We start from the raw sequence: 22157 nt of genomic DNA, 5'->3' as shown, positions 1-22157 counted from the left end.
GTTACCGGAGGGCCGATTTCTTCCGCAGCAGCAGCAACACCAGGCAAACAGACCGCAAAAACCGGTAGGGAAACTAAGGCACGGGCGCTTCTTCCATGATTATACCGCCTTTCAATTGAATTCAATAATAAGACCATTGGGGCAGGGAAAAGGTTGACAAATAATTTTTAAAATTTTTGTCAACCTTTTTGCCTGCTTATTTGTCTAGTTGTCAGATACCCAACAAGTGGGAAGAAAAATGTTGGGAAGGTGGTGCCTATGGAATTCAAAGAGGAAAAATAGTTAGAAAGGGGGTGTTAGGATTGAAGATCTTTACCTGAATTATAACTAAATATTCAGGACTCTTAACTAAGTAGGTATTGTGGAGGTGAAAATTTTACTGCCTTATGTTAATAAAATCTAAAGGAGCTGGTATTAATGAAAAAAAGCAAAGCTAAGTGGATTACTTCCCTGGTTCTAATTTTTATAATGACTATAACCACTGCGGCTTTTGCAGTTACATCAAGCAATACTTCAGAGTCATCAGGAACAAAGACTACACTCAGTTGCGATTTCGTAATGAGTCCAGATGCTGCAGCTGTCGGTAGTGATGTGGTTGCAGATGGAAGTGCTCATTGTTACCAACTTTGTGGATTAGGGTATTACCACTTTGATATGATGTTGTTAAAAAACCTGTAGTTACAAATCATAGCAACCTACCCACAAAAGAATTCAAACGTATAAAAAAAGATATATGGATGACTGATGATTATTGTTGGAGTTATGATTCGGGACTTGTTCTACAAACAAATGCCGACATGTGGATAGCACTGGAAGCAGAAGCTGAAACACAAACCGCTGGACGACACTGGGGTAAATGGGGAAGTGGTTCTTGGGCTCCGGATGTATTTGTCACGGATCATGTAGAAGTCTATTCTGAATAGAAAAATGATTTCCCTACGGAAATTTGTTGCAAAAAATGGTAATAATTGAGTTATTTTTATATAATTGAAGAATATTAGGTTTTCCCGTAGGGGAATCAAAAATTAAAGTAAAAATTAGGTGATAATATGATTGATTCTGCAATAATATCAATTTGGTTAATAGTACATGAATTTAGAAGAAATTTTATTAATTATTTAAAGCATTATATAATACTCAGTCTATTATTCTCAGCCTTGGTTGTCATATATAATTTGCCAGCGTCTTATGAACATATCAGATTGACACCTTATAAAACAGCTGAATATGATGTGGAAATATCCGGGGATCTTTATGAACAGGATTATTATAAACTAATCAATTCTGGAAAAGTTGCTAAGGTTGCGTGTATAGATGTATGGGACGGATTAATTATTGCAGGTGAAAATAAAAAGAAAATGCAAGCACGGGTTTCTTTTGTTAAGAAAGTAGACGAAGTAGCAGAACTTTTGCCAGATAACCCCGGCTTTTTAAGAATTGGTTTTTATAAGCAAAATGGCGCAGTAATTACAATATCTAGGAGCTTTCATCAACCACAATATACAGTCCCTTATATAATCACAGGAATATTGCATGATTCACAATATGGACCACATATAATCGCAGATTATCAAAATAGCGCTACTGTATTAAATAGCATAAATAAAAATTATGATTCGCCAATAGATTTTACTTCAATGTTTATTAAATTAAAGAGTAAGGATTTTTCTGAAGAAGAGATATTTAATATTCTAGGTTCTGAAAAGAATATCACCATTGAATGGAAAGATAATGTACTCCTTGTTGAAGAAAATGAAGTAGGAAAGTTACAAACAACAACCTTCAAGTATACTCAGATTGGTATAATGTGTATATATTTCCTTGTATTTACGGGATATTTATTAATACGAATAAAACAAAGAGAAAAATTATACGCTATTTTATGCGCAACTGGAGCTAGAAACAGTTTTATTTATACTCATTATATGCTAGATACTTTTATATTGTTTTTATTGGTGATCATAACAGGAGGTTTCATAGGAAAAGTCATTACGGAAAAATATTTGCTTATGTATTTTCCCACAAATATTTTTAGTGGTTTCTTTATTTTGCTTGCTATAAATATTGTTGTAATGGTATTCATTTTGAGCATTTCTATACTAAAAATAAAAAAAATTCCTATTTCTAATTTATTAACGAAGATATTATAAGATGTTTACGGAGAACTTCAAGTGACTCATATTGTATTTATTAATAGGATTTAAGCGCTATATTTGCATTAACCAATGCTGCGATTTCAAGGGGATTATATTATTAAATTATTCAGATGGGAGCAGTAGTTATGGAGACTATTATAGAGATAAAAAATATTACCAAAGTATATGATACTTACAATAGTAAAATAACAGTTTTTCAAGACACTTCGTTTAAAATAAAAGAAGGTGAATTTGTAATAATTATGGGACCTTCAGGATCAGGAAAATCAACATTTTTAAATATAATTGCCATGTTGGAAAAAGCCAATAGCGGATTAGTGAAATTATATGGAAATGATATAGATAAATTAAATTATAACGAAAAAGCAGATCTTCGATTGTCATCACTAGGAGTTGTATATCAGGGGTTTCATTTGATTCCTTTTTTGTCTGCCAAGAATAATGTAAAATTACCACTTATATTGGCACCTAAAACCAATAACCGTAAACAACTAAATCTTATTGCAATAAATATATTAAATCAAGTTGGCTTAAGTAAGCGGATAAACCATTTGCCATCTGAATTAAGCTTTGGTGAACAACAGCGAGTTGCTATTGCTAGAAGTTTAGTTAATAACCCCAATATTGTATTGGCAGATGAACCAACAGGAAGTTTAGATTCAATGACTAGTCAAGAAATTATCACCTTAATGAAACTATTAAACCAAAAAAGGAAAACCGCTTTTTTGGTAGCAACTCACGATGAAGCATTTTTGCCGGTTGCTGATAGAGTGTTGGTTATTAGTAATAAATCACTTACAGAAAAAGAATAGGAACACAAGGGGACTGTTCCCCTGTTTTAATATTTCAGGCAGCTTGGTAAGCGCGCCATAATAAACCTTGTAGGGGTCAGTGCTTTTAAGATATATGGCGTTCCCTTCTGTTTAACTTATGACATCAAGTAGGACCGTTTGAGCAGGGAAAAGGTTGGCAAACAATTTTTTTAAAATTTTTGTCAACCTTTTTGCCTGCTTATTTGTCTAGCTGTTAGATACCCGATTAGGGAGAAGAAAAAATATTGAAGAATAAGGAGGTGGTGCCTATGACAACGGAACGGCAGTTTCAATTCTATGAGATTCAAAGAAGAGGATAGTAATTAAAGGGGGAATTTCTTATGAGGGTAAAGGTAAAGAGAAATCTTTGCAGTTTACTGATCGCCATCCTTTTGCTGGGAGCATTAAATATTCCGGTAATTTCTGCAGAGAAGAAGTCCAATGTAACAATCGAGATAACCAATGTTGAAAAAGATAGCATAACTGGCGAGGCAACGAAACAAAAAATGAGCATGTACGGGTACCTCTATATTACTGTATATTGGAAAAAGGAAAATGGAACGACCACAATTACCGGCCTAAAACGAGCTTGGACTGATGACCCGTATATGAAATTGATAGATGCCTGGACTGCTTCAACATATGGGAAAGCAAATTTTTGGGATGATACCCACCATGCTGGTGATAGTGTGAGAATTGATGCGTCAGAAATCTAAAGAGACCCGGATAAAATTGAAGGGGACAAGGGTGACGGTTCTCTTGTTTAGCACAAATCCCGGAAACAATAAGGAAGGAAAAAACGGGGGAACCGTCCTTGAATGGGAATGAAATATCACTATTAAGCGGTTATGAATTGCGGCCGATGATACATGTTGGTTCGGAACATAAGCGAAAAAAATATACCAGCTCGTATCCACCAGTATTCTACCCCCTTTGAGCAAGCAAATGCACCTCGAACCCATGCCCAATGAGTACTGCTCTGTTTGTGGCCTTTATGGCCGCTTTCCCTGGCCGTTGCATTACGATAGCTTTTCTTTGACCGATATTAAGGATATTAACTATATGGCGGAATATTTGGATTATGGGATTTGTCTGCAGAGGTATCTTATAATAAGCGCCAGGGCCAGGAATTTGTTCCTCAAGCTGAACAAGACTAAAAAAATCCGCTTTGAGCCTGTTATACTGATTGATAATTGAATTTACCCAGCCGGCATATACCCTGATTTTCAATAATGGATCTACACAGCCTTTTGCACATGGACACCGGAATAATTAAAAAGGAATTTATGATTGGCACATGGGATAATGCTCAGTTTACAATGTGCTGAGAGTAGCTAATGCCCGGCATAATCCTTATTTGCCGGGGAGCACTGTACGGTAAGGGAGGGTCCCTATTTGAATCATAGAACGTATTATAAGCAAATTGTCTATACGATTATACTTTTCGGTGCCCTTTTAGGTTTACATTATCTCAAAACGATATACTTGAATTTGGAGGGTAATTGGTTTTTCTTCATAAACAGTATATTTCCCTTAATTTTGGGACTTATATTAGGCGGCAGCTGGATAATTAATCCAACCGAACCTGATAAAACATTGTGTATCAAGTGGCATCAGATAATCTTCCTGACCATTCCGGCGGCTATTCTTCATTTAATGCCATATCTTTACTTCAGCTGGGGAGTGATTTTTATTACCAATAAAAATCTTCTGAAGACCTTATTGCATCCCGGCCTTACTACATTGGCCGGGATAATATTAGGTTACAGTATAACCAGCAGTATAGAATTTAAAAACTTAAATCCCGATCAAGTAATTGCCGGCGGGTAAAAATGAAGCGCTTTTCCAAGCGCGAATACCTAGCGGATTTAACCAGCTGGAGTTCTTTTGAATGTACCCTAAACGGCAAAAAAACTTGTATTTCCTGACATCCCTGACATATAAAAAGTCGGGAAAGATTGCAAACTTTCAATGTCGAAGCCTCCCCTAGGCCGCCGTGTTCGAAAATGTTTTGCCTGTACCATTATTAGAGTTAAAAACTTCCCCCAAAAGCATTTACATATTTACCTACACTGCGTAGGCTAATGCTGAGCCACATGACATAGACTGACATTAAACAATCGTGTAGCGAAAGCAACGGAGGACTTAAATGAACAAAATTCAACGAATGTCAGACGCAGAAAAACAGATTATGGAGCTCATATGGGCTGCCGGTCGCCCTATTACTACCAGAGAGATAATTGCCAATTTGCCGGAAGGTAATAACTGGAAGCAAAGCACAGTCATTACGTTTCTGGCCCGGCTGATGGAAAAAGGGATTCTCAAAGCTACGAGAATCAGTAAGGCCAATTATTACGAGCCGTGCCTAACGGAACAGGAATACCGAAATTTTGAAACCAAGCAGTTTATTGCCGATGTTCACAAAGATTCGGTATTAAGTTTTATAAGCGCCTTATGCGATAATGGCGACCTGACGAAAGAAGACATTGAAAAACTCATGAAGCGCCTGAAAGAGTAGGTGATTATATGCTCTTAAGCTTTTTACAATCAGATATTGATTATATCGGTTGCAGGTGGAGGGCTATACCTTATTCTGAAGCTTTTAAACGTGAAGCAATTACCTCTGTAGAGGCTTACATAGATTCCTATAACAACAACCGCATCCATTCAGCTTTTGGATTACCAGCAAAGTATTCTACGAAATGTGCCTAACTGTGTTGACAATATGGGGGCAGTACAATCATTATTATATTTTATCCCCCAGAAATTACTTGGCGCACCGAAACAGCCCTTCGCTTTCGGGCTCTTCATTTTTTGAGATTTTTGCATATTAGCAGGGGAAACTGTAGGTTACAGTAAGTTTAGCTTTTACTCCATTCCAGTCTGTAATGTAAATTTTTAAAAAAATGTAAAGGAACCTTGTCAAAACTGTTTTGATGCGTTACAATGTAAAGGAAACTTGTCGTAACGTTAGGGGGGTGCTTTCTTGAAAAACAGAGTCGAACAGTTGAGAAAGGAGCGAAGGCTGAATCAGGAGGAATTTGCAAAAGCAATTCGCGTTTCAAGGCAAACTGTCAGTTCTATAGAGAATGGAAAATATAATCCGTCTTTGGAATTGGCATTTATCATAGCAGACTTTTTTGAGAAGCCCATAGAAGAGATTTTCATATATGAAAGGAGTAAGACGAATGAAAAAAAATAACCTTTTAATAGGCATACTGTATATGCTAAGCGGTGCTATTTGCCTAATTATAGCATTGATGTTTGATACAAAGTTAGACAGCTTATTATTTGGATTTGCAGGCGCGTTTATTGCGCCCGGGATTGTGATAGTAAACAAATATTTTTATTGGACTTCACCAAAAAACAGGAACAGGTACGCCGAGAGATTGGAAAATGAAAACATAGAATTACACGACGAACGAAAAGAAAAGTTGAGAGACAAATCAGGAAGATATGCTTATTTACTGGGCTTAGCGGTCACTAGTTTTTTTATAGTACTTTTTTCAATATTGGGAAACCTGGAAGTAATTACAAACTACGAACTTATAATTTTTTATTTAGGAGGGTATCTAGTTTTTCAGTATATGGTAGGTGTCGTTATATTCAGGCATCTTAATAATAAGTATTAAGATTGTTTAAATGGATTTCCATGTACTAAGGTGTCCAATAGCTATGAAAAGATGATAAAAGACAGCGGGGATCAACCCCGCTGTATGCTATCTAGAGCTCACATGATTCTATGCCGATATCCTTAAGTCTCCGGTTTTACAGGTTCAGCTGCAGGGCGGTCAGCGGAATTTCGAACTGGGGAATGCCAGCCGCATAGGGGGCGAGTTCGTAGAGAGGGAAATATATTACCAAATTACCGTCTTCAATATAGTAGGGCTGATCTTCGGAGATCCCTTGCCATTCAGTTAATGTTTCGGGGAAGTATTTCTCCGGTTCAAGCTGCATCTGGCGCTTAATCTCCTGGTTTATGATCGCTTTATAATCGACTCCGGGTTTAAACAAATCTTTTAACTGCAGTTCTTTGCCGGTTTTAAGGTCTATGTTGGAGTGCGCCCGATCTGTGAATCCATGGGCGCCGCCGGTATAGCTGTAATAGTCTACGTACAGGCTTAGCAGGTCGTTTCTACTGTAGGTTACCCGGTAATTGGTCACGGCGGCATATGCTCTGATGGGCCAGCCCTCTTTTTTGGCTTCCTTTACATACTCGTCCAAGCCTGCAAAGGTTTCGTCTTTAAACTGCAGAGCCTTCTTTTCAAAACCATTATTTATGCTATTCTGAGTCTCTTTATCCTTCAGGCCCTCTATCTGCGGAATGCTTAATTTGAGTTGAGAAGCTTCCCTATTGTTTTCAATATTTTTGCTGCTTACCTTGAGGCCGGTCTGTATGTCTTCGCTTACCAGAGTGATAAAAAATCCATTGTCATTAACCAGAAGATCAGCTCTGGGGTAGGATTTACAGCCCAGATAAATGACCATGGCCGAGTCATCGGGGGGATAGGCCAGGCGAATCGCTTGCAGAAGATTATCATCACTCAGCTTGACGGTTTCCAGGCCCAGCTTATCCTGAAGAGCTGCGCTGGCCTGAATGTCGCTCAATAGTATTTCCAGACGATATTCCCCCAGGCTGGGGTCTTGCACCTGGTTTTCACCTTTGAAGACCAGGTCATTCTTGCCCAGCACCTTTAACTGCGGCGCCCGGGCGGTGGTATTGGTATAAAAGCTTATATCCGCTTCTTTGCTGCTGTTAGTGGGAATGATGTAATCACTCAGTTCTGTCCTGCCTGCTGCTTCCTTATCGCTGCTGGTCAGGGAGATTGTGCGCTGGGCATTATCCCAGTTTACCTTTAAGCCCAGCTCTTCAGCGATGAACCGCAGCGGTACCATCGTTTTCTCCTCTTTGATGAAAGGAGCAACTTCCAACTGAGCCGCATTGGAACCGGCATTGCTGCTGACGGTAGCTTGCTTACTGCCGATACTCAGCTGTATCTGCTTTTCCCCGATTTTAATCATAACCGTACGATTTTGATTATTCCAGTCGACTCCAGCACCTAACTCTTCGGAAATAACCCGAACTGGTACCAGAGTGGTGCCGTTTTCTATAACGGGGGCAGCATCACTCAGGATGTATTGGCCATTCAGGCTTATCTTAATCATGCCTCCATTCGCCCCGCTAGTAGCTGCGGTGGAAGATGACGGGCCGCTCACTGCGGCCAGCGCAACTGCCAATAATAAGGACAACATACCGCAAAGTGTTTTCTTTCTGATTTTTTTCATATCCCTAAAATCCTTTCATTTAATTTTCTTAAGTATAGGTCAGGTTTTAATAAAAATCGTTACAAATTCATTACAATAGACAGGAATTATAAAGCGGGGGCGGAGTCCAGAGGCAAGCGAAGCACTACCGTGGTGCCCTGACCCGGCGTACTCTGTATCGTCAAATCTCCTCCATGCATGGTTGCGATTTCACGTGCAATACTTAGACCCAGGCCGCTTCCTGCCTCCCTTGACTCACCCTTGTAAAACTGTTTGGTGATGTGGGGCAAATCTTTTTCCCTGATTCCAACTCCGTTGTCACTGATCTGAAGCAAGAGCTCACCATCCTGCCGGGAGCTCAAGACCCGTATCTGCCCTCCCGGTGCGGTGAATTTCAAGGCATTGTCCAATAGGTTGATCAATACTTGTTTTAAGCGGTTATAATCACCATGGACAATCAGCTTTGGGGCTTGCTCGCCCATCTGCAGGTCGATATTTTTCTCCCGGGCTCGTATATAAAACTGCTCCATAAGTTCCGCCAGCAAACAGTTAATATCAAATCTTTCCCGGTATAGTTCCATCCTTCCGGCCTTATACCGGGAAAAGTCCAGCAGTTCCTCCACCAGGAGTATCATGCGGTCGGTTTCCTTGAAAATAATTTCCAGCCCCTGCCGGGTCTCTTCCTTTTTATTCGGGTCACCGGTCAACAGGGTTTCGCTCCATCCTTTGATGGAAGTCAATGGTGTGCGCAGTTCATGCGATATGGAAGCAATAAATTCATTTTGCAGACGCTCGTTGCGTTGTACCTCCTGAGCCAGGTGGTTGAAAGTGACTGCCAGGGTTCCCAGTTCATCACTGCGTTCAACCGGAGCACGGACGGAAAAATCGCCCTGGGCCATATGGAGGGCTGCCCCGGTTAGATTCTTAATGGGCCTGATCAGACCCCGGGCCAGGATTAGGCTGACCCCAATTACCAGCAGGACAACGAGCCCTCCCAGCAGCAAGGCCCAACCATGGATGCTTGCAAGTTCGGCGTCCAGTGCTTCGACCGAGCTGCTGTAACGTAAAATCCCGATGGTTTTCCGGTCAGAGAACAGAGGATGAGAAATAGCCAGGATACGGACTCCGGTGACCGGGTCCCGCCCTATAAACGTACTTTCCTTGCCATGCCGGATTGCCTGCTCCACATCCGGGGTAGTGATTTTTTTTCCGCTGCGCACTCCACTGTCATTAAGGATACAGACTCCGCTTATATCGATCACTTCCACCGTCGCATAAGCCTCTTCGGGCTTGTTCTCAAAGATGTATTTGGCGCGGCCCTCCAGTTCATAATTACCGGCGTAGCGATTATAAAAAGACGATGCGACTGAAATGCTGTTTTTAAGGGTAGTGACGGCGCCATTATAGTAATACTGCCGCACTGCCAGGTTAAAAATCCCTTCCAATAGCAGCACCGTGAGCAGGATGATAAGGCCGTAGCTCAAAACGATTCGACGACGCAAGCCCCGCATAGTTTTAATCGTCCTTTCTCCAGCGATAACCATAGCCCCAAACGGTTTCCAGATAAACCGGCCGGGAAGGGTCATCTTCAACCTTTTGCCGCAAACGGCGTATATTGACGTCAACCGTTTTTACATCGCCATAATATTCTTCACCCCAGATGCGGTTCAGGATTTCGTCCCGGGAGATCGCCCGGCCCGGTTCCCGAACCAGCAGATGGAGCAGGGAAAATTCACGCGGGGTAAGGGCAAGCTCCTGACCAGCTTTGAGCAAGGTGCGTTCCTGCAAATTCAGGACAAAGGGGCCGGAGATAAGCTGACCGCTTGTTTCGGCCGCCGCCGCACTGTCCAGTCGCCGGCTTAATGCCCGCACCCGTGCTACCAGTTCGAGCGGGCTAAACGGCTTGACCACATAATCATCCGCTCCGTGGTCCAGGCCCTTAACCCGGTCGCCTTCCATACCGCGGGCGGTGAGCATGATGATACCCACCCGGGAATCTCGCGAGCGAAGATGCCGGCATACTTCGAAACCATCGAACTCACCCGGCAGCATCACATCGAGAATAGCGATATCAATGGGACTATGGATATCCAGGGCTTGCAACGCTTCTTCGCCGGTGCGGGCCTCCACGACCTCAAAGCCATTACGGTATAGATTGAGCCGTATAAAACTGCGTATCGATTCTTCGTCCTCAAGTACCAGCACCCGCAAAACCGTAACCTCCTGCTAATTATTGGCTTTAGCGCTCCTTTAGCAAATGAAAGCATTGTTCTGTTTCCCTGGCATCCAATCCATAGGATGTGTTCTTCTGCAAAGGCACAACCGAGAAGAAGGTATAGCCATCGTGCTCACCTAAAAAGGAAACGGTCCTGCCTTTTTCCTTTAATCTGTCCTCAACCTTGGCGCGCAGACTGGTATCACAGGATACAATTCCCACATAATCTATACCCGTACGGGTGTCAACAAAATCTACCCGGAAATATTGCTCCTGATCACTTTTTTTAATGGTAATGCGATCACGCCAGTTGGCAGGAAAGTCAAAAGTAAAACCGTAACCGTAGTTCCCATACTGCTCCAGCACCAGATTTAATCCGTTTTTCCCATCCCATTGAAACCACTGCGTGATCCAGGCAATTTCAGCCATAGCCGCATTCTCATAGCCTTCAGGCTGCTTCAGATTGCCTATCTCTCTGATGCCATCCCCGTTGATGTCCTGACTTCCTACCGGATACGGCTGAAAGGTAAGCGCAGGCAATCCGCTATTATCAGCCGGTAGAACCTGCTGCAGACGTTGATTAACCGGAATCCTTAAATCGGAGAAAGCGCTGTGGGCACCCAGGCCCCCGTCGATAAACAGGCCCATCTGGTTTTTGCTGGCCCGGTCAATACTGAGATCGACCCCCAGGGTTTCGAGACCAAAGGTATCGATTGTCTGCAACCCACCTTTTTTATAGGCGAGCCAGCTTACTTGGCATTTATACTCCTCGAATTCGCGCTGGCTTACTACTAAATCGTCTGTCCCATCTTCATCAAGGTCTCCCGTGGTTAACGAATCATATAATTGTTCCGCGATGTTTGCAAGCTTCTTGTTTTCATATCGATAAATGTTCAGGCTTTTAGGAAAATCGGCCCCGCCAGACCAGCCGATCAGAAGTTCCGGAAAATCTTTGCCATCTATTTCTGCCCGGCCCACATAATCCACTTCACTACCCGGGGCCTCAACCGTAATGGCTTTGGACCCGTCACCCGGAAAAAGCAGGACTCCTACCGTCATTTCTTTATGCTTTTGATAAAAAGCCAGTATTTCTGGCCGCTGGTCCTGATCCAGGTCAATCTTCTGGATCGCCGAACTGCCGCGAGGGCTCCCGGGTAAAATCAACCGTGCCCCCGGAGGCAAGGACTTATGCACCTGATTGCGGATTGCTTCCGAAGGCTCATCCATGGGGGCAGGCCGCAGCAATTCCCCCGGGGTGTTGCCGCTGCAACCCGTAATAGTACAAAGACAGAGGAAAAGTAAGACAGTGGCTAGTTTTTTCATCCAGTTATACCCCTTCGCTGGTCACAACCTGAAATTTATCCCTATGTATAATGATCCCTTTATAGTGTATACTATTCTTCCTTTAAGGGTCGTTACAAAATAGTTACAGTTAATTACTGGCACAACAGAAATGTCCCCCTCTTCTTATTGACAAAATAGGTTTATCGCAATAAACTCAATTTATAAAGTTTATCGTGATAAACCTATCAGGAGGAATTGGTGATGGAAGAAATAGGTCTTTTCGACGCGGAATATAAATTCATGGACATTATTTGGGAACTTGAACCAATAAACTCTACTGAATTGAGTAAAGTCTGTCTGCGGAAGTTGGGGTGGAAAAAATCTACGACCTATACCATGATAAGAAAGTTAGCCGGGCGCGGCATTTTAAAAAATGAAAATGCTACGGTGGCAGCTCTGGTAAAGCGGGAAGAGGTGCGAAAACACGATAGTGAGATGCTGCTGAAAAAGTCATTTAATAACTCTCTGCCTATTTTTCTGGCAGCGTTTTTACAAGACAAAAAGTTATCTAAGCAGGAAGCGGAGGAAATCAAGAAAATGATAGAGGAGGCCACGAAATGAGCAGTTGTTTTATAACCGTATTAAATATGAGTCTTACTGCCAGTTATGCAGTTTTGGCGGTTATTATAGTCAGGCTGCTGCTTAAAAGAGCGCCCAAGATATTCTCCTATGCTCTTTGGGCGGTTGTGTTATTCCGGTTGGTGTGTCCTCTTTCATTCGAAAGTACTTTTAGTTTGATACCTAATAACCATGAAATTATCCCCCACGATATTATCTATTCCCAAAATCCCGCTATCAGCACCGGGGTTGCAATAGCCGATAAAACCATAAATCAATCTACACAATCTGCTTTGCCGCCGGTCAATCCGGCAGCCAGTGTTAATCCGATGGGAATCGCATTGGAGATAGGAGCAACAATCTGGATACTGGGAATTATAGTGCTTTTAGCCTATGGGTTAATCTCCTATTATAGATTGAAGCGCACATTATCCGCCGCTACATTGGTTGGTGATAATGTTTATGAAGCCGATGGTATCGGAACTCCGTTCGTATTAGGCCTGATTAAGCCAAGAATCTATATTCCTGCCATTCTTCCGGGAAATGAACTGGGTTATATCATAAAACACGAAGAGACCCATATCAGACGCTGTGATCATATCATTAAGCCGGCGGCGTTTTTGGCCCTGGTTATCCACTGGTTTAATCCTCTCATATGGATTTCCTATTTCCTTATGGTCAAGGATATGGAGATGTCTTGCGACGAAAGCGTAATCAAGCAGTTTAATCAGGATATACGGGCAAGCTACTCCAACTCCCTGCTTTCGTTTTCCCTTAAGCAGAGTGGGCTATTAAGTCCCCTGGCGTTTGGGGAGAGCAGTATAAAGTCCAGGATAAAAAATGTGTTAAATTACAAAAGACCGGCATTTTGGGTAATCATTGTGGCTGTCATTGCCGTGGCGGGGATGGGAATAGGCCTGGCAGCTAACCCGGTAGGGAGTGTTACATATAAGAACCTTAACTATGGATTTTCAATAGTACTGCCCAAAGATTTTGCCAACAACGTGAATATAAAACAAGAGGGAAATTTCATATATTTCACCCATAAAGAAATCCAGCAATTGTATCCTGATGGGATAATCGGTGTAGTGGGAAGAATTGAAGTCTATAACAAAAAAGAAACCACCAAAGACCAGTTAAAAGAGTTGGCGGACGCTTACAATCTGAAATATTTGGGGGAAAACGATACCTATTATTTCGGTTGGGCTCATGCCACCGATGTTCAAATTCCCCCCGATGCCTCAGACTCGGTAAAGGAAAACTATAGAGCTCTGGAAGAGGAGTTTGACCAGGTTATTAAAACTTTCAAAATAAAAGGTGGCTCTGATCAAGAAATAGCAGAAAAGAAAGGTAATGAGGTCGCTTATGAAATTCCGGAAGTTTTTAAGGATACCAATCTGGGGGCCGAGTTACCATTCATCGCGTATGAATCCGAGCATCAACTAATTTTCTATAATTACATGGGGATTTTTATTTATGATCTCGACAGAGCAGAAATACTTAAAGCACTTATACCATCGGATTTGCAATTTTACCATAATCAAGCGACTATAGTTGATTACAATATTGATGAGAAGATTATCAGCATTTACAGAGCTGGAAATCAAGCTGAATATTTTTATGCCTACGACATCGATAATGATAAGCTTTACCAATACCCAATAGATCAGTTGAAGGTAAGTCAGGATAGACCGGAAGTAACCGGGCGAATGGATACAAAGGACTGGACTGCCTGGAATTCGTGGTATACTTCTGAGTTAACCGGGAAAACTTATTATCCCTTCAGAAGCATCGCCAAGTGATTTTGATTACTGTGTGTATCATAACAACCAGAAGAACCTGTAGCTTCAGTTAAGACATTACTTATTTATAAGTATTAATCCAATGACACAAAATACTGCGCCAAAGATTTTGTTAATATCAAACCCTTCTTTATAAAACAGAATCCCAATTGGAATAAGCATAAGGGCAAGAGCTATATTGGCTACTAAAGAGCCCAGGCTTATTTTCCAACCCGCCCTGTATGCCATTAAATATCCGAATTCGAGACCCACAATCGCAACCCCCAGGGCTAAACTTGTCCAGTTCAGGCCCTTAAATGATTGGAAAAGACCTTTATCGGCATGGCTGAATTTAAACATGATAAAGGCTAAAAAAGCTGCGACTAAATAGGTAATTAACAATGCGGAAAAAGGGTTGGCATTTTGGGGGGTTGATTTTTGACATATATTATATAAGACATTTGACGCGACTATAAGTACGATTGAAAAAACATACCAAAACATAAATTTGCTACCCCAATTCATTCAAATCTAACTACATATTCTACTATGATATGATATCTTTGGCTATATAAATACGGAACAGGCTAGTATTCTCACGGCTTAGCGGTGAAGAAATCTTTACCGAAATCCAGCTGTCCCTTACTCAGTCCAGCATTAACGATCGCCCCTTTTTTATATAGTTATATAGTAAAATAGCAACATTATCGTAAAATGGTAAATGTTTTCGGCAGAATAAAAATGCAGCAAGAGGGGATGTGGACGTTACGCAATGATTTTACCCATATCGGTTATGTCATACCCAAGGCTGGCAAATTCAGTTTGGAAAGTCTTGGAACGGATGATACTTAGCATTGTCATAATTTCGTGGCTTTGCATATATTCTTTTCTAATCACCAAATCATAACTCTCCTTCTGGAGTGGAATAAAATCAATGTTCTCTACCTGTCTGGCAATCTTTTCAGTACCTATTGCTACATCAGCATCCCCTCTGCTTACCGCGCTGGCTACGGAGAAATGAGACTGTATTTGGTTTTTATAGCCCTTTATAGAACTGCCATAGATTCCAAGCAATCGTAAATGTTCATCAAGTAGTACTCGTGAACCAGCACCTTCTTCACGATTGACCATGGTGATATCGCTCCGGCCAAAGTCCTTCCAGCCAGTAATGTTTTTGGGGTTTCCTTTAGCCACATATAACCCCTGTATTCGGGTTGTCATGTGGATTATTACCGTTGCTATTCCCGGCAGCAGACGACGAACATAGGGGATATTATACGTATCTGAATCGCTTTCCCACAAGTGGGCGGATGCCACGTTGACTTCATCCCGGTACAGGGATATGAGACTGTCGTAGCTACCAATATATGCACGTAGAGCTGGGATACCTTGGTGTCGCATGTGATTTGAAAGCACGTCAAGAATCATATCCTGCCCACATAAAACAAATCCATTTGGTTTTGCATTCGGGTCTGAAACCGGCCTCTGCATCATGGTGTTCAAAAACTGCGATTGGTTTTCCTGCGCTTGTGCGATATAGTCATTGATATCATGTTCTGTAAAACGCATTTTGCGTCCCACCTTGTAAGCACGCAGTTGTCCCGACTTCACCAAATTGTATATTGTACTGTTACTTACATGTAAAATATCTGCTACTTGCTGGGTGCTTAGCGCCTTTTTCTCATCCATGGCTATCCTCCGTATGTGTGATTTCATATTTTTTCATGGTGTGTCACACACAAATAGCGTGACCCGGTTGATTTATTAAAAATATTGTGCGATATTGTGTCTGTTACTACATAAATGGCAATGTATATGCTTTTTTGTATTATATCGCACAAATTGACGCAAAACAAGAAAGGGCAAACTGCTTATGGAGCTGCTACTGAAACTCTTGATAACCATTCTTATTAGCAGCTGCTTCGGACTTTTAGTAAATAAGCTAAAGGTGCCGGGCGGACTTCTGGTTGGCGCCATTGTCGGAGCTGCATTATTAAATATTCTTTTTAGTGCTGCATATGTGCCGACACAAACCAAGCTGCTGATTCAAATTATTGCTGGTGCCTTTATTGGTTGTTCCATGGAAAAAAGCGATGTAAAGAGGCTTCCCCAAATTATCAAACCAACCATTATCATGATTACAGGTTTGCTTATTTTAAACCTGGGTGCCGGGGTGCTCATCCATTGGGTCAGTCCTTTGGATTGGGTAACTTCTTTTATGTCTGTAGTTCCGGGCGGTATCAGTGATACACCAATTATTGCAGCTGTTATGGGAGCAGATGGCCCCAAGGTTGCCGTTATGCAGATCGTACGTCAGGTTCTTGGGATTGGTGTATTTCCTTTATTGATTCTTACCTATGATAACCAAAGAAACAAATCAGAAGAGAATGCCTACCGAGAAGCTTATAAAGAAAAGCGGCAAAAATCCGAAACCAAATCTTGGCAGGCTTTATTATGCGCTTTGCTTGTTGCAACGATATTTGGACTAGTAGGGAGTAAGACGGGTATTCCCGCTGGCACTTTTGTCTTCTCCATTATTTCAGTGCTTATTCTGAAGCTTCAATTTGATTTTGCATATCTCCCGAGGTGGCTGAAAAAATTCGCCCAGATTCTTAGCGGCTGTTATTTAGGCAGTACGATTCTTATGTCTGATGTATTGGAATTACGATTTCTTTTGATTCCCATTATTATCATAATTTTGGGTTATATGGCTAACTGTTTTGTTACAGGAATCGTGCTCAGTAAAACCTGCGGTTTTACAAGAAAGGAAGCGATGCTTATTACGACCCCTGCAGGTGCTTCGGACATGGCCTTAATTGCCTCGGATATGGGTGTTGAGAATACCGATGTAGCCATCCTGCAGATTCTTCGTGCAGTTATTGTAATGACGTTTTTCCCGCAGATCATTAGCTTGATTCTGCATTTCCTTTGATCAATAAAAAGCAGGAGGTTTTAAAAATGGCAATTAAGGTAGCGATCAATGGATTTGGACGCATTGGACGGTTAGCTTTCCGGAAAATGTTCGGCAGCGGTGATTTTGAAATCGTCGCCATTAATGACCTGACCAGTACGGAGATGCTGGCGTATTTACTAAAATATGATTCTACCCAGGGGACCTTTGCATTGGCTGAAACAGTAAAGTACGGCAAAGGCTATATCATGGTGGATGGCAAAACCATCTCAGTGTTTAAAGAGACTGATGCAGCCAAACTACCATGGGGAGATTTGGATGTGGACGTGGTGCTGGAATGCTCTGGTGCATACCTTTCAAAAGAAAAATCCCAGGCCCACATCGATGCAGGGGCCAAAAAGGTAGTTATCTCCGCTCCTGCGGGAACGGATATGCCCACTATCGTTTTTGGTGTTAATGAGAATACGCTGTCAAAGGAGGATGTGATTATTTCGGCAGCTTCCTGCTCTACGAACGCATTGGCCCCTATGGTTAAGACACTACATGTACTCTTCCCTGTTCAGAGCGGAATCATGACCGTCGTTCATGGCTACACAGCTACACAGATGCTCCAGGATGCTCCCCAACGCAAGGGTAATTTACGCCGCTCTCGTGCGGCAGCAGTTAACATCGTACCCTCCACAGCAGAGGCGGCAAAGGCAGTTGGCAGAGTCATTCCCGAGCTGAATGGGAAACTAACTGGTTCGGCAATTCGAGTACCGGTTCCGGTAGGCGTTTTCATCAATTTTGTTGCGGTTGTTAAAGGAAAAGATATTACTGAGGAGAGAATCAATGCAGCCATGAAGGAGGCATCCTCTGAAATATTTGCCTATACAGAGGAGGAATATGTATCTACTGATATCGTAGGCCTTACCTGTGCTTCCATGTTTGATGCCACCCAGACTTTGGTAAGCAAGCTCGATGATGAGACTTATCAGGTGCGCCTTGCTGCTTGGTTTGACAATGAGAGCTCTTTTACCTGCCAAATGCTAAGGACTACTCAATATTCTGCAGGGTTAAATTAAATTATTTCTACTCATTTTGATATCGGGATCAAGAAAGTATTCCTGTAATGCAGAGAAAATGAACTTTGGCAAAAAAGAATACTCCCCTACAATGATGCACAGGGTCAGAGCCCTAATAAAAAAGTCATTGAGAGGAAGTATCCGCATGAATTGTACCCAAAATGATTCATAGAGACGATCAAGTACAAAAAGAGCAGGTAGTCAGCAATAATCACTCCATCAGAGCCAAGACTCGGTATGAAAGCATCGCTGACACTCATCTTGTGGATAGGCCTCGATTAATAGATGTTATACCGTGATACTGTTTGATTTATAAAACGGTTAGCTTATTTATCATCCGTTGCCCCGCCATCACCAAATACCGGTATAGCTTCTCCTAAGAAGGTTGGCTGGGGTTTGATGACTTTGCATAGCCAGAAATCCTTATTCCGGGCTGCCATTTCCCGCACTTCATTTATAGCCATACAAGATCCATAGTCATGAAGATCGGAAGGAACTCCATAGGCTTCCAGCCCCAATTCTCTTGCGATAAAAAGTGCCCGCAGGAGATGATATTGCTGGGTCACGATAATAACCTTTTTAGCTTGGAAAATATCCCTGGCTCTGTACATACTCTCGTAGGTACTAAAGCCGGCATGATCCATAAAAATATCCTGACCGGGCACGCCATTGCTTTTAATGAAGTCTTTCATCGTATTTACTTCATCATAATCCTTACGGCCATGATCTCCGCTTACTAATAACTTGGGAGCCTTGCCTTGTTTGTATAAGTCATACCCTACTGTTACCCGATCCCTAAGCATGCATGATAAGGTCCCATCAGGAAAAACGTAGGCCCCCAGGATAATAACTGCATCCGCGTCAGGAACCTTATCGGGAGAAGTTATATATTTAGCTCCAGATCGCTCAACATAGTGATTTGTTGCCAAAAAAACAACTCCCAGCAAAGTAACAATAAGCAAAAGTGATATCATGTGCTTTCGATGCTTTGGCAGAAAGGATTTCAAACTTCCGATTTCCAATGTGCTAATCTTCCTTTATCTATTTGTAACACGGACTATATGAGCCAGCTTATTGTTGGGACAACAAAAATAATGCCTATGGTGAACTATACCACGAATATCCCGGGCTAACAACGAATGGATTTACAAAACGAGCGGGGGCTTTGAGGAAGAGGAAGCATCGGGAAGCGTGGGGACGTTCTTCTTGCTTCCTTAGCAAAATCTTAGTTTCAGTTTAAGATACATTCTGTTATGGAATGCGAAATATGCATTTTATACTCTGCAAAGAAATTGACCGCCCACATTCACGCCTTAAACAATTGAGTGCCATAACTTATAGTATTATCGATTAACTTGTTTCCTCACTTAGTTTAAGGTTCTTGAAATATAAAATAACCAGTATCAAAAAAAATATGGACAGACCCCAATATAGCGAGATCCCCCCTGCGTTGGCGGTTTGGATATAGAATATTTTCAAAGTTTCACTCAGCCCTACTGGGAAAAGTAAGGTGAAGCTTTTTATAAACAAAGCAGGAGTCAATAACAATCCCAAGCCTAGTCCCTTAGCGGTCATAATAGCGATGATGATAAACAAAGGCATTATGAAACAGAGATCCATAATATAGATGGAGTAAGTGGCTTCGATTTTTTGCCCGGTCTGGATCAGTGGTAAAAGCTTACTGATCCAGAGGGGAAAGAAGAGTACCGGCACAAACAGTAAAAATCCTATCGATACATTGCGCATTAGCCTGGGAAGTTGAACTCTTTGCAGAATATCTTGCCGGATATTAACTACACCGTAAACTATGGAGTAAAAAGAAAGGCCAAATATGGCCATATAAAGAAAGTACAGCGCATTATAGAACTGCTCAATGACATAGATCCCATAAGCATAAAATAAATAAGCGATTATACCAAGAACGATAATCTGCTTTATAAAATCTTCTTTTTTGGTTCGAACGATACAAAATAATATAATAATTGATGCTATAATTGTTGTTAAATCCTGGGATATCACGCCGGGCAAAAACTCTGGATCTACTACTTTGCTATAAATACCAGGATTTAATGCTCCGATCAATGAAGCGATTAAGGAAAAAAGTGCAAGCAAGAACCATAAAATTTTGTTAATACCCAGCTTTTGAAGCATTTGTAGCCTCCTTTAAAAAAGAAAAGCATTCAAATTAATAATCTCTAAGATTATGATTGTTTACCTAATTCAACTATCAAACATTAAAATCCTTTTAGGCTAGCAATGTGCTGTGCATTGCAAAGAGAAGGCGCATCAGTATCTAGTGACTAATGGGCAGCTACCAATTTATAATTTTATTAGTGAGAAAAGATGAACAATGATATAAGGTCAATGGTATTGAGCTTTGGTGCAGATGTTTGCGGGATTGCAGCTGCAAAAGATCTTAGCAACGCACCGGAAGGATTTCGTCCAACAGATATTTTTGAAAAATGCAAATCTAGGATTATACGTGTAAGATTCTTTATATTTTGCGGAGAAATATTAATGAAAAAGGTCGTTATTTCTTTAATTTCATTTGTTGCGGGAATATTGACGACTGGTATACTATTTCTTATTCAAGGACGAACAAACTGAGCATACTCTGTAATGTATATAATGTAAATTATGTGCAATGAGCGAAGGACAGGATATAATTAATGTTACTAGAATAAAAATGTATTTGGTGAGGTGTGTAATGGAATTCAAGGTAGCCCTTTTGGCTGTGAAAAACGTTGAAACATCTAAACAGTTTTATAAAGAGTTATTTGACCAAGATGTCGTTCTTGATTTGGGTAAAAATGTGACTTTCAATGGTGGGTTTGCCATTCAGGAAGATTTCGCGTGGTTAACCGATGTACCATTGAATTCCGTTGTTGAAAAATCAAATAATATGGAACTGTATTTTGAAGTTGACGATTTTCAAGGATTCATCGAAAAATTGAACACTTATAAGTCAATTAAATATGTCCATAAACCAAAGAAACATGAATGGCAGCAAAGAGTAGTTCGCATTTATGATCCAGACTATCACATGATTGAAATCGGTGAATCAATGGCAGTTATTGCCCGACGCTACCTTTCCGATGGTTATTCTGTTGAAGAAACTGCCAGGATCATCCAGCATCCTGTTGAGTTTGTAGAAATGTGCAAGCAAGGCATATGAACGTTCAACACTACTACACATTGCAAAGAGATAATGCAGCATTATCCGCCGCAGATTTAATAATGCTGAAAGCCTTGCAAAGTATGCTAAGTTTAATGATACTTTAGTCTGCTTCTGACTTGTTAAATGAGGTTATAAAGAAGTATGTAAATAGAGTAACCGTTAAGTTTTGAAATAGCCCTCCCCATTGTCCCAGATAGTCTCTTAGTGGCCAATAATGCACCCACTCCAATGGAATCCGTGGGGTTATACTAACATATAATGAAGGCACACATACTGCCAGGAATACAATCCAATCAAATTTCCATACCCCGGATTCCTTAATGGTATTCATAAAACGGGGTAGAGCAAGCATCAGGTCTATTAGGGCAAAATAAAATGCGAGATAAGCCCAAACAACTGGTCTGCCGAATAGATAATATTCCAAATACTTTGACCCGGGTCGCTGTAAATTATAAAAACCATATTCATATCCGTATTTTAGAAATAGGATAAAGATGATTATATAAATTAAGTAGGCTATAAATTTGTTTTTGCTTTTTATGTTCATAATATCCCTCCTGCTGGTTCACCCCGTTCAGCAAAGGATTTCCCAAATAGCGTTTATTCTCGCTAATAGGGTACAATTTCCTATCATCCAGTAAAGCATGCAGTACCTTATCGCAATTTCCTGCAACAACGGTGCCCAGTTTTTTAACCCTGGCAAGCATGGGGACGCTCTTCTTGCTTCCTTAGCAAAATCTTAGTTTCAGTTTAAGATACATTCCATTACGGATGCGTAGCAAAAGCCCCCAATAAACCCAATAAATAATTGAAATTAAAACCACCGAACAATATACCAGCTATTAGAAGTAGCCTGAATGCTTGCCAAAAGGT

General features: G+C 41.2%; 22 protein-coding genes. 13 read left to right on the top strand and 9 right to left on the bottom strand.

The window, feature by feature from the left end; genetic code table 11:
- Positions 1-417: 417 nt before the first annotated feature.
- The 7 genes from ACU70B_RS11040 (at position 418) to ACU70B_RS11010 (ending at position 6600) form a co-directional block, all read left to right on the top strand.
- Positions 418-678, top strand: a complete 261-nt coding sequence (locus ACU70B_RS11040) for a hypothetical protein (RefSeq protein ID WP_447183593.1) — start codon at positions 418-420, stop codon at positions 676-678.
- Positions 679-1049: 371 nt separating this feature from the next.
- Positions 1050-2150 (top strand): ABC transporter permease, encoded by a 1101-nt coding sequence (locus ACU70B_RS11035; protein WP_447183592.1) that lies wholly within the window; start codon positions 1050-1052, stop codon positions 2148-2150.
- 131 nt (positions 2151-2281) lie between these two features.
- The gene (locus tag ACU70B_RS11030) at positions 2282-2968 is read left to right on the top strand and encodes an ABC transporter ATP-binding protein (protein WP_447183591.1); all 687 of its coding nucleotides are present in this window, start codon (positions 2282-2284) and stop codon (positions 2966-2968) included.
- Between the two features lie 341 nt (positions 2969-3309).
- Positions 3310-3684, top strand: a complete 375-nt coding sequence (locus tag ACU70B_RS11025) for a hypothetical protein (RefSeq protein ID WP_447183590.1) — start codon at positions 3310-3312, stop codon at positions 3682-3684.
- A 1433-nt stretch (positions 3685-5117) separates the two neighbouring features.
- Positions 5118-5486 (top strand): BlaI/MecI/CopY family transcriptional regulator, encoded by a 369-nt coding sequence (locus ACU70B_RS11020; protein ID WP_447183589.1) that lies wholly within the window; start codon positions 5118-5120, stop codon positions 5484-5486.
- Positions 5487-5954: 468 nt separating this feature from the next.
- Positions 5955-6170: a type II toxin-antitoxin system RelB family anti-toxin gene (gene relB / locus ACU70B_RS11015; protein WP_447183588.1), complete on the top strand. Its 216-nt coding sequence runs from the start codon at positions 5955-5957 to the stop codon at positions 6168-6170.
- On the top strand, positions 6157-6600 hold the full coding sequence (locus tag ACU70B_RS11010; RefSeq protein ID WP_447183587.1) for a hypothetical protein: 444 nt from the start codon (positions 6157-6159) through the stop codon (positions 6598-6600). Before relB ends, ACU70B_RS11010 begins: the two co-directional genes overlap by 14 nt.
- 136 nt (positions 6601-6736) lie before the next feature.
- Here the strand turns inward: ACU70B_RS11010 and ACU70B_RS11005 are convergent, their stop codons facing one another.
- The 4 genes from ACU70B_RS11005 to ACU70B_RS10990 all read right to left on the bottom strand — a co-directional run bounded on the left by ACU70B_RS11005 (position 6737) and on the right by ACU70B_RS10990 (position 11771).
- Positions 6737-8254, bottom strand: a complete 1518-nt coding sequence (locus tag ACU70B_RS11005) for a stalk domain-containing protein (protein ID WP_447183586.1) — start codon at positions 8252-8254, stop codon at positions 6737-6739.
- Between the two features lie 86 nt (positions 8255-8340).
- Positions 8341-9744 (bottom strand): sensor histidine kinase, encoded by a 1404-nt coding sequence (locus tag ACU70B_RS11000; protein ID WP_447183585.1) that lies wholly within the window; start codon positions 9742-9744, stop codon positions 8341-8343.
- A gap of 4 nt (positions 9745-9748) precedes the next feature.
- Entirely contained in the window at positions 9749-10444 is a 696-nt protein-coding gene (locus tag ACU70B_RS10995; RefSeq protein ID WP_447183584.1) for a response regulator transcription factor, read from the bottom strand.
- A 28-nt stretch (positions 10445-10472) separates the two neighbouring features.
- Complete coding sequence (locus ACU70B_RS10990) at positions 10473-11771, bottom strand: hypothetical protein (RefSeq protein ID WP_447183583.1); 1299 nt, start codon at positions 11769-11771, stop codon at positions 10473-10475.
- Positions 11772-11993: 222 nt separating this feature from the next.
- On the opposite strand from ACU70B_RS10990, the gene ACU70B_RS10985 reads away from it, so the two are divergent.
- Both ACU70B_RS10985 and ACU70B_RS10980 read left to right on the top strand, forming a co-directional pair.
- Entirely contained in the window at positions 11994-12353 is a 360-nt protein-coding gene (locus ACU70B_RS10985; protein ID WP_447183582.1) for a BlaI/MecI/CopY family transcriptional regulator, read from the top strand.
- The gene (locus tag ACU70B_RS10980) at positions 12350-14152 is read left to right on the top strand and encodes a M56 family metallopeptidase (RefSeq protein WP_447183581.1); all 1803 of its coding nucleotides are present in this window, start codon (positions 12350-12352) and stop codon (positions 14150-14152) included. The genes ACU70B_RS10985 and ACU70B_RS10980 overlap by 4 nt, the downstream gene beginning before the upstream one ends.
- Before the next feature lie 57 nt (positions 14153-14209).
- Here ACU70B_RS10980 and ACU70B_RS10975 read toward each other — a convergent pair whose 3' ends face one another.
- Positions 14210-14635, bottom strand: coding sequence for an EamA family transporter (locus ACU70B_RS10975; protein ID WP_447183580.1), 426 nt, complete (start codon positions 14633-14635; stop codon positions 14210-14212).
- 261 nt (positions 14636-14896) lie between these two features.
- Positions 14897-15820 carry a helix-turn-helix transcriptional regulator gene (locus ACU70B_RS10970; RefSeq protein ID WP_447183579.1) on the bottom strand — a complete coding sequence of 308 codons (924 nt, stop codon included), beginning with the start codon at positions 15818-15820 and terminating at the stop codon, positions 14897-14899.
- A gap of 184 nt (positions 15821-16004) precedes the next feature.
- On the opposite strand from ACU70B_RS10970, the gene ACU70B_RS10965 reads away from it, so the two are divergent.
- Together ACU70B_RS10965 and gap are read left to right on the top strand one after the other, a co-directional pair.
- Positions 16005-17063 (top strand): AbrB family protein, encoded by a 1059-nt coding sequence (locus tag ACU70B_RS10965; RefSeq protein WP_447183578.1) that lies wholly within the window; start codon positions 16005-16007, stop codon positions 17061-17063.
- 26 nt (positions 17064-17089) lie between these two features.
- Entirely contained in the window at positions 17090-18106 is a 1017-nt protein-coding gene (gene gap / locus ACU70B_RS10960; RefSeq protein ID WP_447183577.1) for a type I glyceraldehyde-3-phosphate dehydrogenase, read from the top strand.
- A 326-nt stretch (positions 18107-18432) separates the two neighbouring features.
- On the opposite strand, the gene ACU70B_RS10955 is transcribed toward gap, so the two are convergent.
- Both ACU70B_RS10955 and ACU70B_RS10950 read right to left on the bottom strand, forming a co-directional pair.
- Complete coding sequence (locus ACU70B_RS10955) at positions 18433-19080, bottom strand: SanA/YdcF family protein (RefSeq protein WP_447185757.1); 648 nt, start codon at positions 19078-19080, stop codon at positions 18433-18435.
- 376 nt (positions 19081-19456) lie between these two features.
- Positions 19457-20257: a hypothetical protein gene (locus ACU70B_RS10950; RefSeq protein ID WP_447183576.1), complete on the bottom strand. Its 801-nt coding sequence runs from the start codon at positions 20255-20257 to the stop codon at positions 19457-19459.
- Positions 20258-20449: 192 nt separating this feature from the next.
- On the opposite strand from ACU70B_RS10950, the gene ACU70B_RS10945 reads away from it, so the two are divergent.
- Together ACU70B_RS10945 and ACU70B_RS10940 are read left to right on the top strand one after the other, a co-directional pair.
- Entirely contained in the window at positions 20450-20713 is a 264-nt protein-coding gene (locus ACU70B_RS10945; protein WP_447183575.1) for a hypothetical protein, read from the top strand.
- A 100-nt stretch (positions 20714-20813) separates the two neighbouring features.
- Entirely contained in the window at positions 20814-21281 is a 468-nt protein-coding gene (locus tag ACU70B_RS10940; RefSeq protein WP_447183574.1) for a glyoxalase/bleomycin resistance/dioxygenase family protein, read from the top strand.
- Positions 21282-21384: 103 nt separating this feature from the next.
- Here ACU70B_RS10940 and ACU70B_RS10935 read toward each other — a convergent pair whose 3' ends face one another.
- Positions 21385-21831 carry a hypothetical protein gene (locus tag ACU70B_RS10935; protein ID WP_447183573.1) on the bottom strand — a complete coding sequence of 149 codons (447 nt, stop codon included), beginning with the start codon at positions 21829-21831 and terminating at the stop codon, positions 21385-21387.
- Positions 21832-22157 lie beyond the last annotated feature (326 nt).

Source organism: Syntrophomonas curvata, from assembly GCF_052976825.1.
This window is presented reverse-complemented; position numbering and strand designations above follow the sequence as displayed.

Coding starts and splice junctions, on each gene's coding strand:
- ACU70B_RS10985 (WP_447183582.1), top strand. CDS start 11,994: ATGGAAGAAATAGGTCTTTTCGACGCGGAATATAAATTCATGGACATT.
- ACU70B_RS11000 (WP_447183585.1), bottom strand. CDS start 9,744: ATGCGGGGCTTGCGTCGTCGAATCGTTTTGAGCTACGGCCTTATCATC.
- ACU70B_RS11005 (WP_447183586.1), bottom strand. CDS start 8,254: ATGAAAAAAATCAGAAAGAAAACACTTTGCGGTATGTTGTCCTTATTA.
- ACU70B_RS10955 (WP_447185757.1), bottom strand. CDS start 19,080: ATGATATCACTTTTGCTTATTGTTACTTTGCTGGGAGTTGTTTTTTTG.
- ACU70B_RS10945 (WP_447183575.1), top strand. CDS start 20,450: ATGAACAATGATATAAGGTCAATGGTATTGAGCTTTGGTGCAGATGTT.
- ACU70B_RS10965 (WP_447183578.1), top strand. CDS start 16,005: ATGGAGCTGCTACTGAAACTCTTGATAACCATTCTTATTAGCAGCTGC.
- ACU70B_RS11010 (WP_447183587.1), top strand. CDS start 6,157: ATGAAAAAAAATAACCTTTTAATAGGCATACTGTATATGCTAAGCGGT.
- ACU70B_RS10935 (WP_447183573.1), bottom strand. CDS start 21,831: ATGAACATAAAAAGCAAAAACAAATTTATAGCCTACTTAATTTATATA.
- ACU70B_RS10970 (WP_447183579.1), bottom strand. CDS start 15,820: ATGGATGAGAAAAAGGCGCTAAGCACCCAGCAAGTAGCAGATATTTTA.
- ACU70B_RS10975 (WP_447183580.1), bottom strand. CDS start 14,635: ATGTTTTGGTATGTTTTTTCAATCGTACTTATAGTCGCGTCAAATGTC.
- ACU70B_RS10980 (WP_447183581.1), top strand. CDS start 12,350: ATGAGCAGTTGTTTTATAACCGTATTAAATATGAGTCTTACTGCCAGT.
- ACU70B_RS11025 (WP_447183590.1), top strand. CDS start 3,310: ATGAGGGTAAAGGTAAAGAGAAATCTTTGCAGTTTACTGATCGCCATC.
- ACU70B_RS10940 (WP_447183574.1), top strand. CDS start 20,814: ATGGAATTCAAGGTAGCCCTTTTGGCTGTGAAAAACGTTGAAACATCT.
- ACU70B_RS11030 (WP_447183591.1), top strand. CDS start 2,282: ATGGAGACTATTATAGAGATAAAAAATATTACCAAAGTATATGATACT.
- ACU70B_RS11035 (WP_447183592.1), top strand. CDS start 1,050: ATGATTGATTCTGCAATAATATCAATTTGGTTAATAGTACATGAATTT.
- ACU70B_RS11020 (WP_447183589.1), top strand. CDS start 5,118: ATGAACAAAATTCAACGAATGTCAGACGCAGAAAAACAGATTATGGAG.
- ACU70B_RS11040 (WP_447183593.1), top strand. CDS start 418: ATGAAAAAAAGCAAAGCTAAGTGGATTACTTCCCTGGTTCTAATTTTT.
- gap (WP_447183577.1), top strand. CDS start 17,090: ATGGCAATTAAGGTAGCGATCAATGGATTTGGACGCATTGGACGGTTA.
- ACU70B_RS10990 (WP_447183583.1), bottom strand. CDS start 11,771: ATGAAAAAACTAGCCACTGTCTTACTTTTCCTCTGTCTTTGTACTATT.
- ACU70B_RS10950 (WP_447183576.1), bottom strand. CDS start 20,257: ATGCTTCAAAAGCTGGGTATTAACAAAATTTTATGGTTCTTGCTTGCA.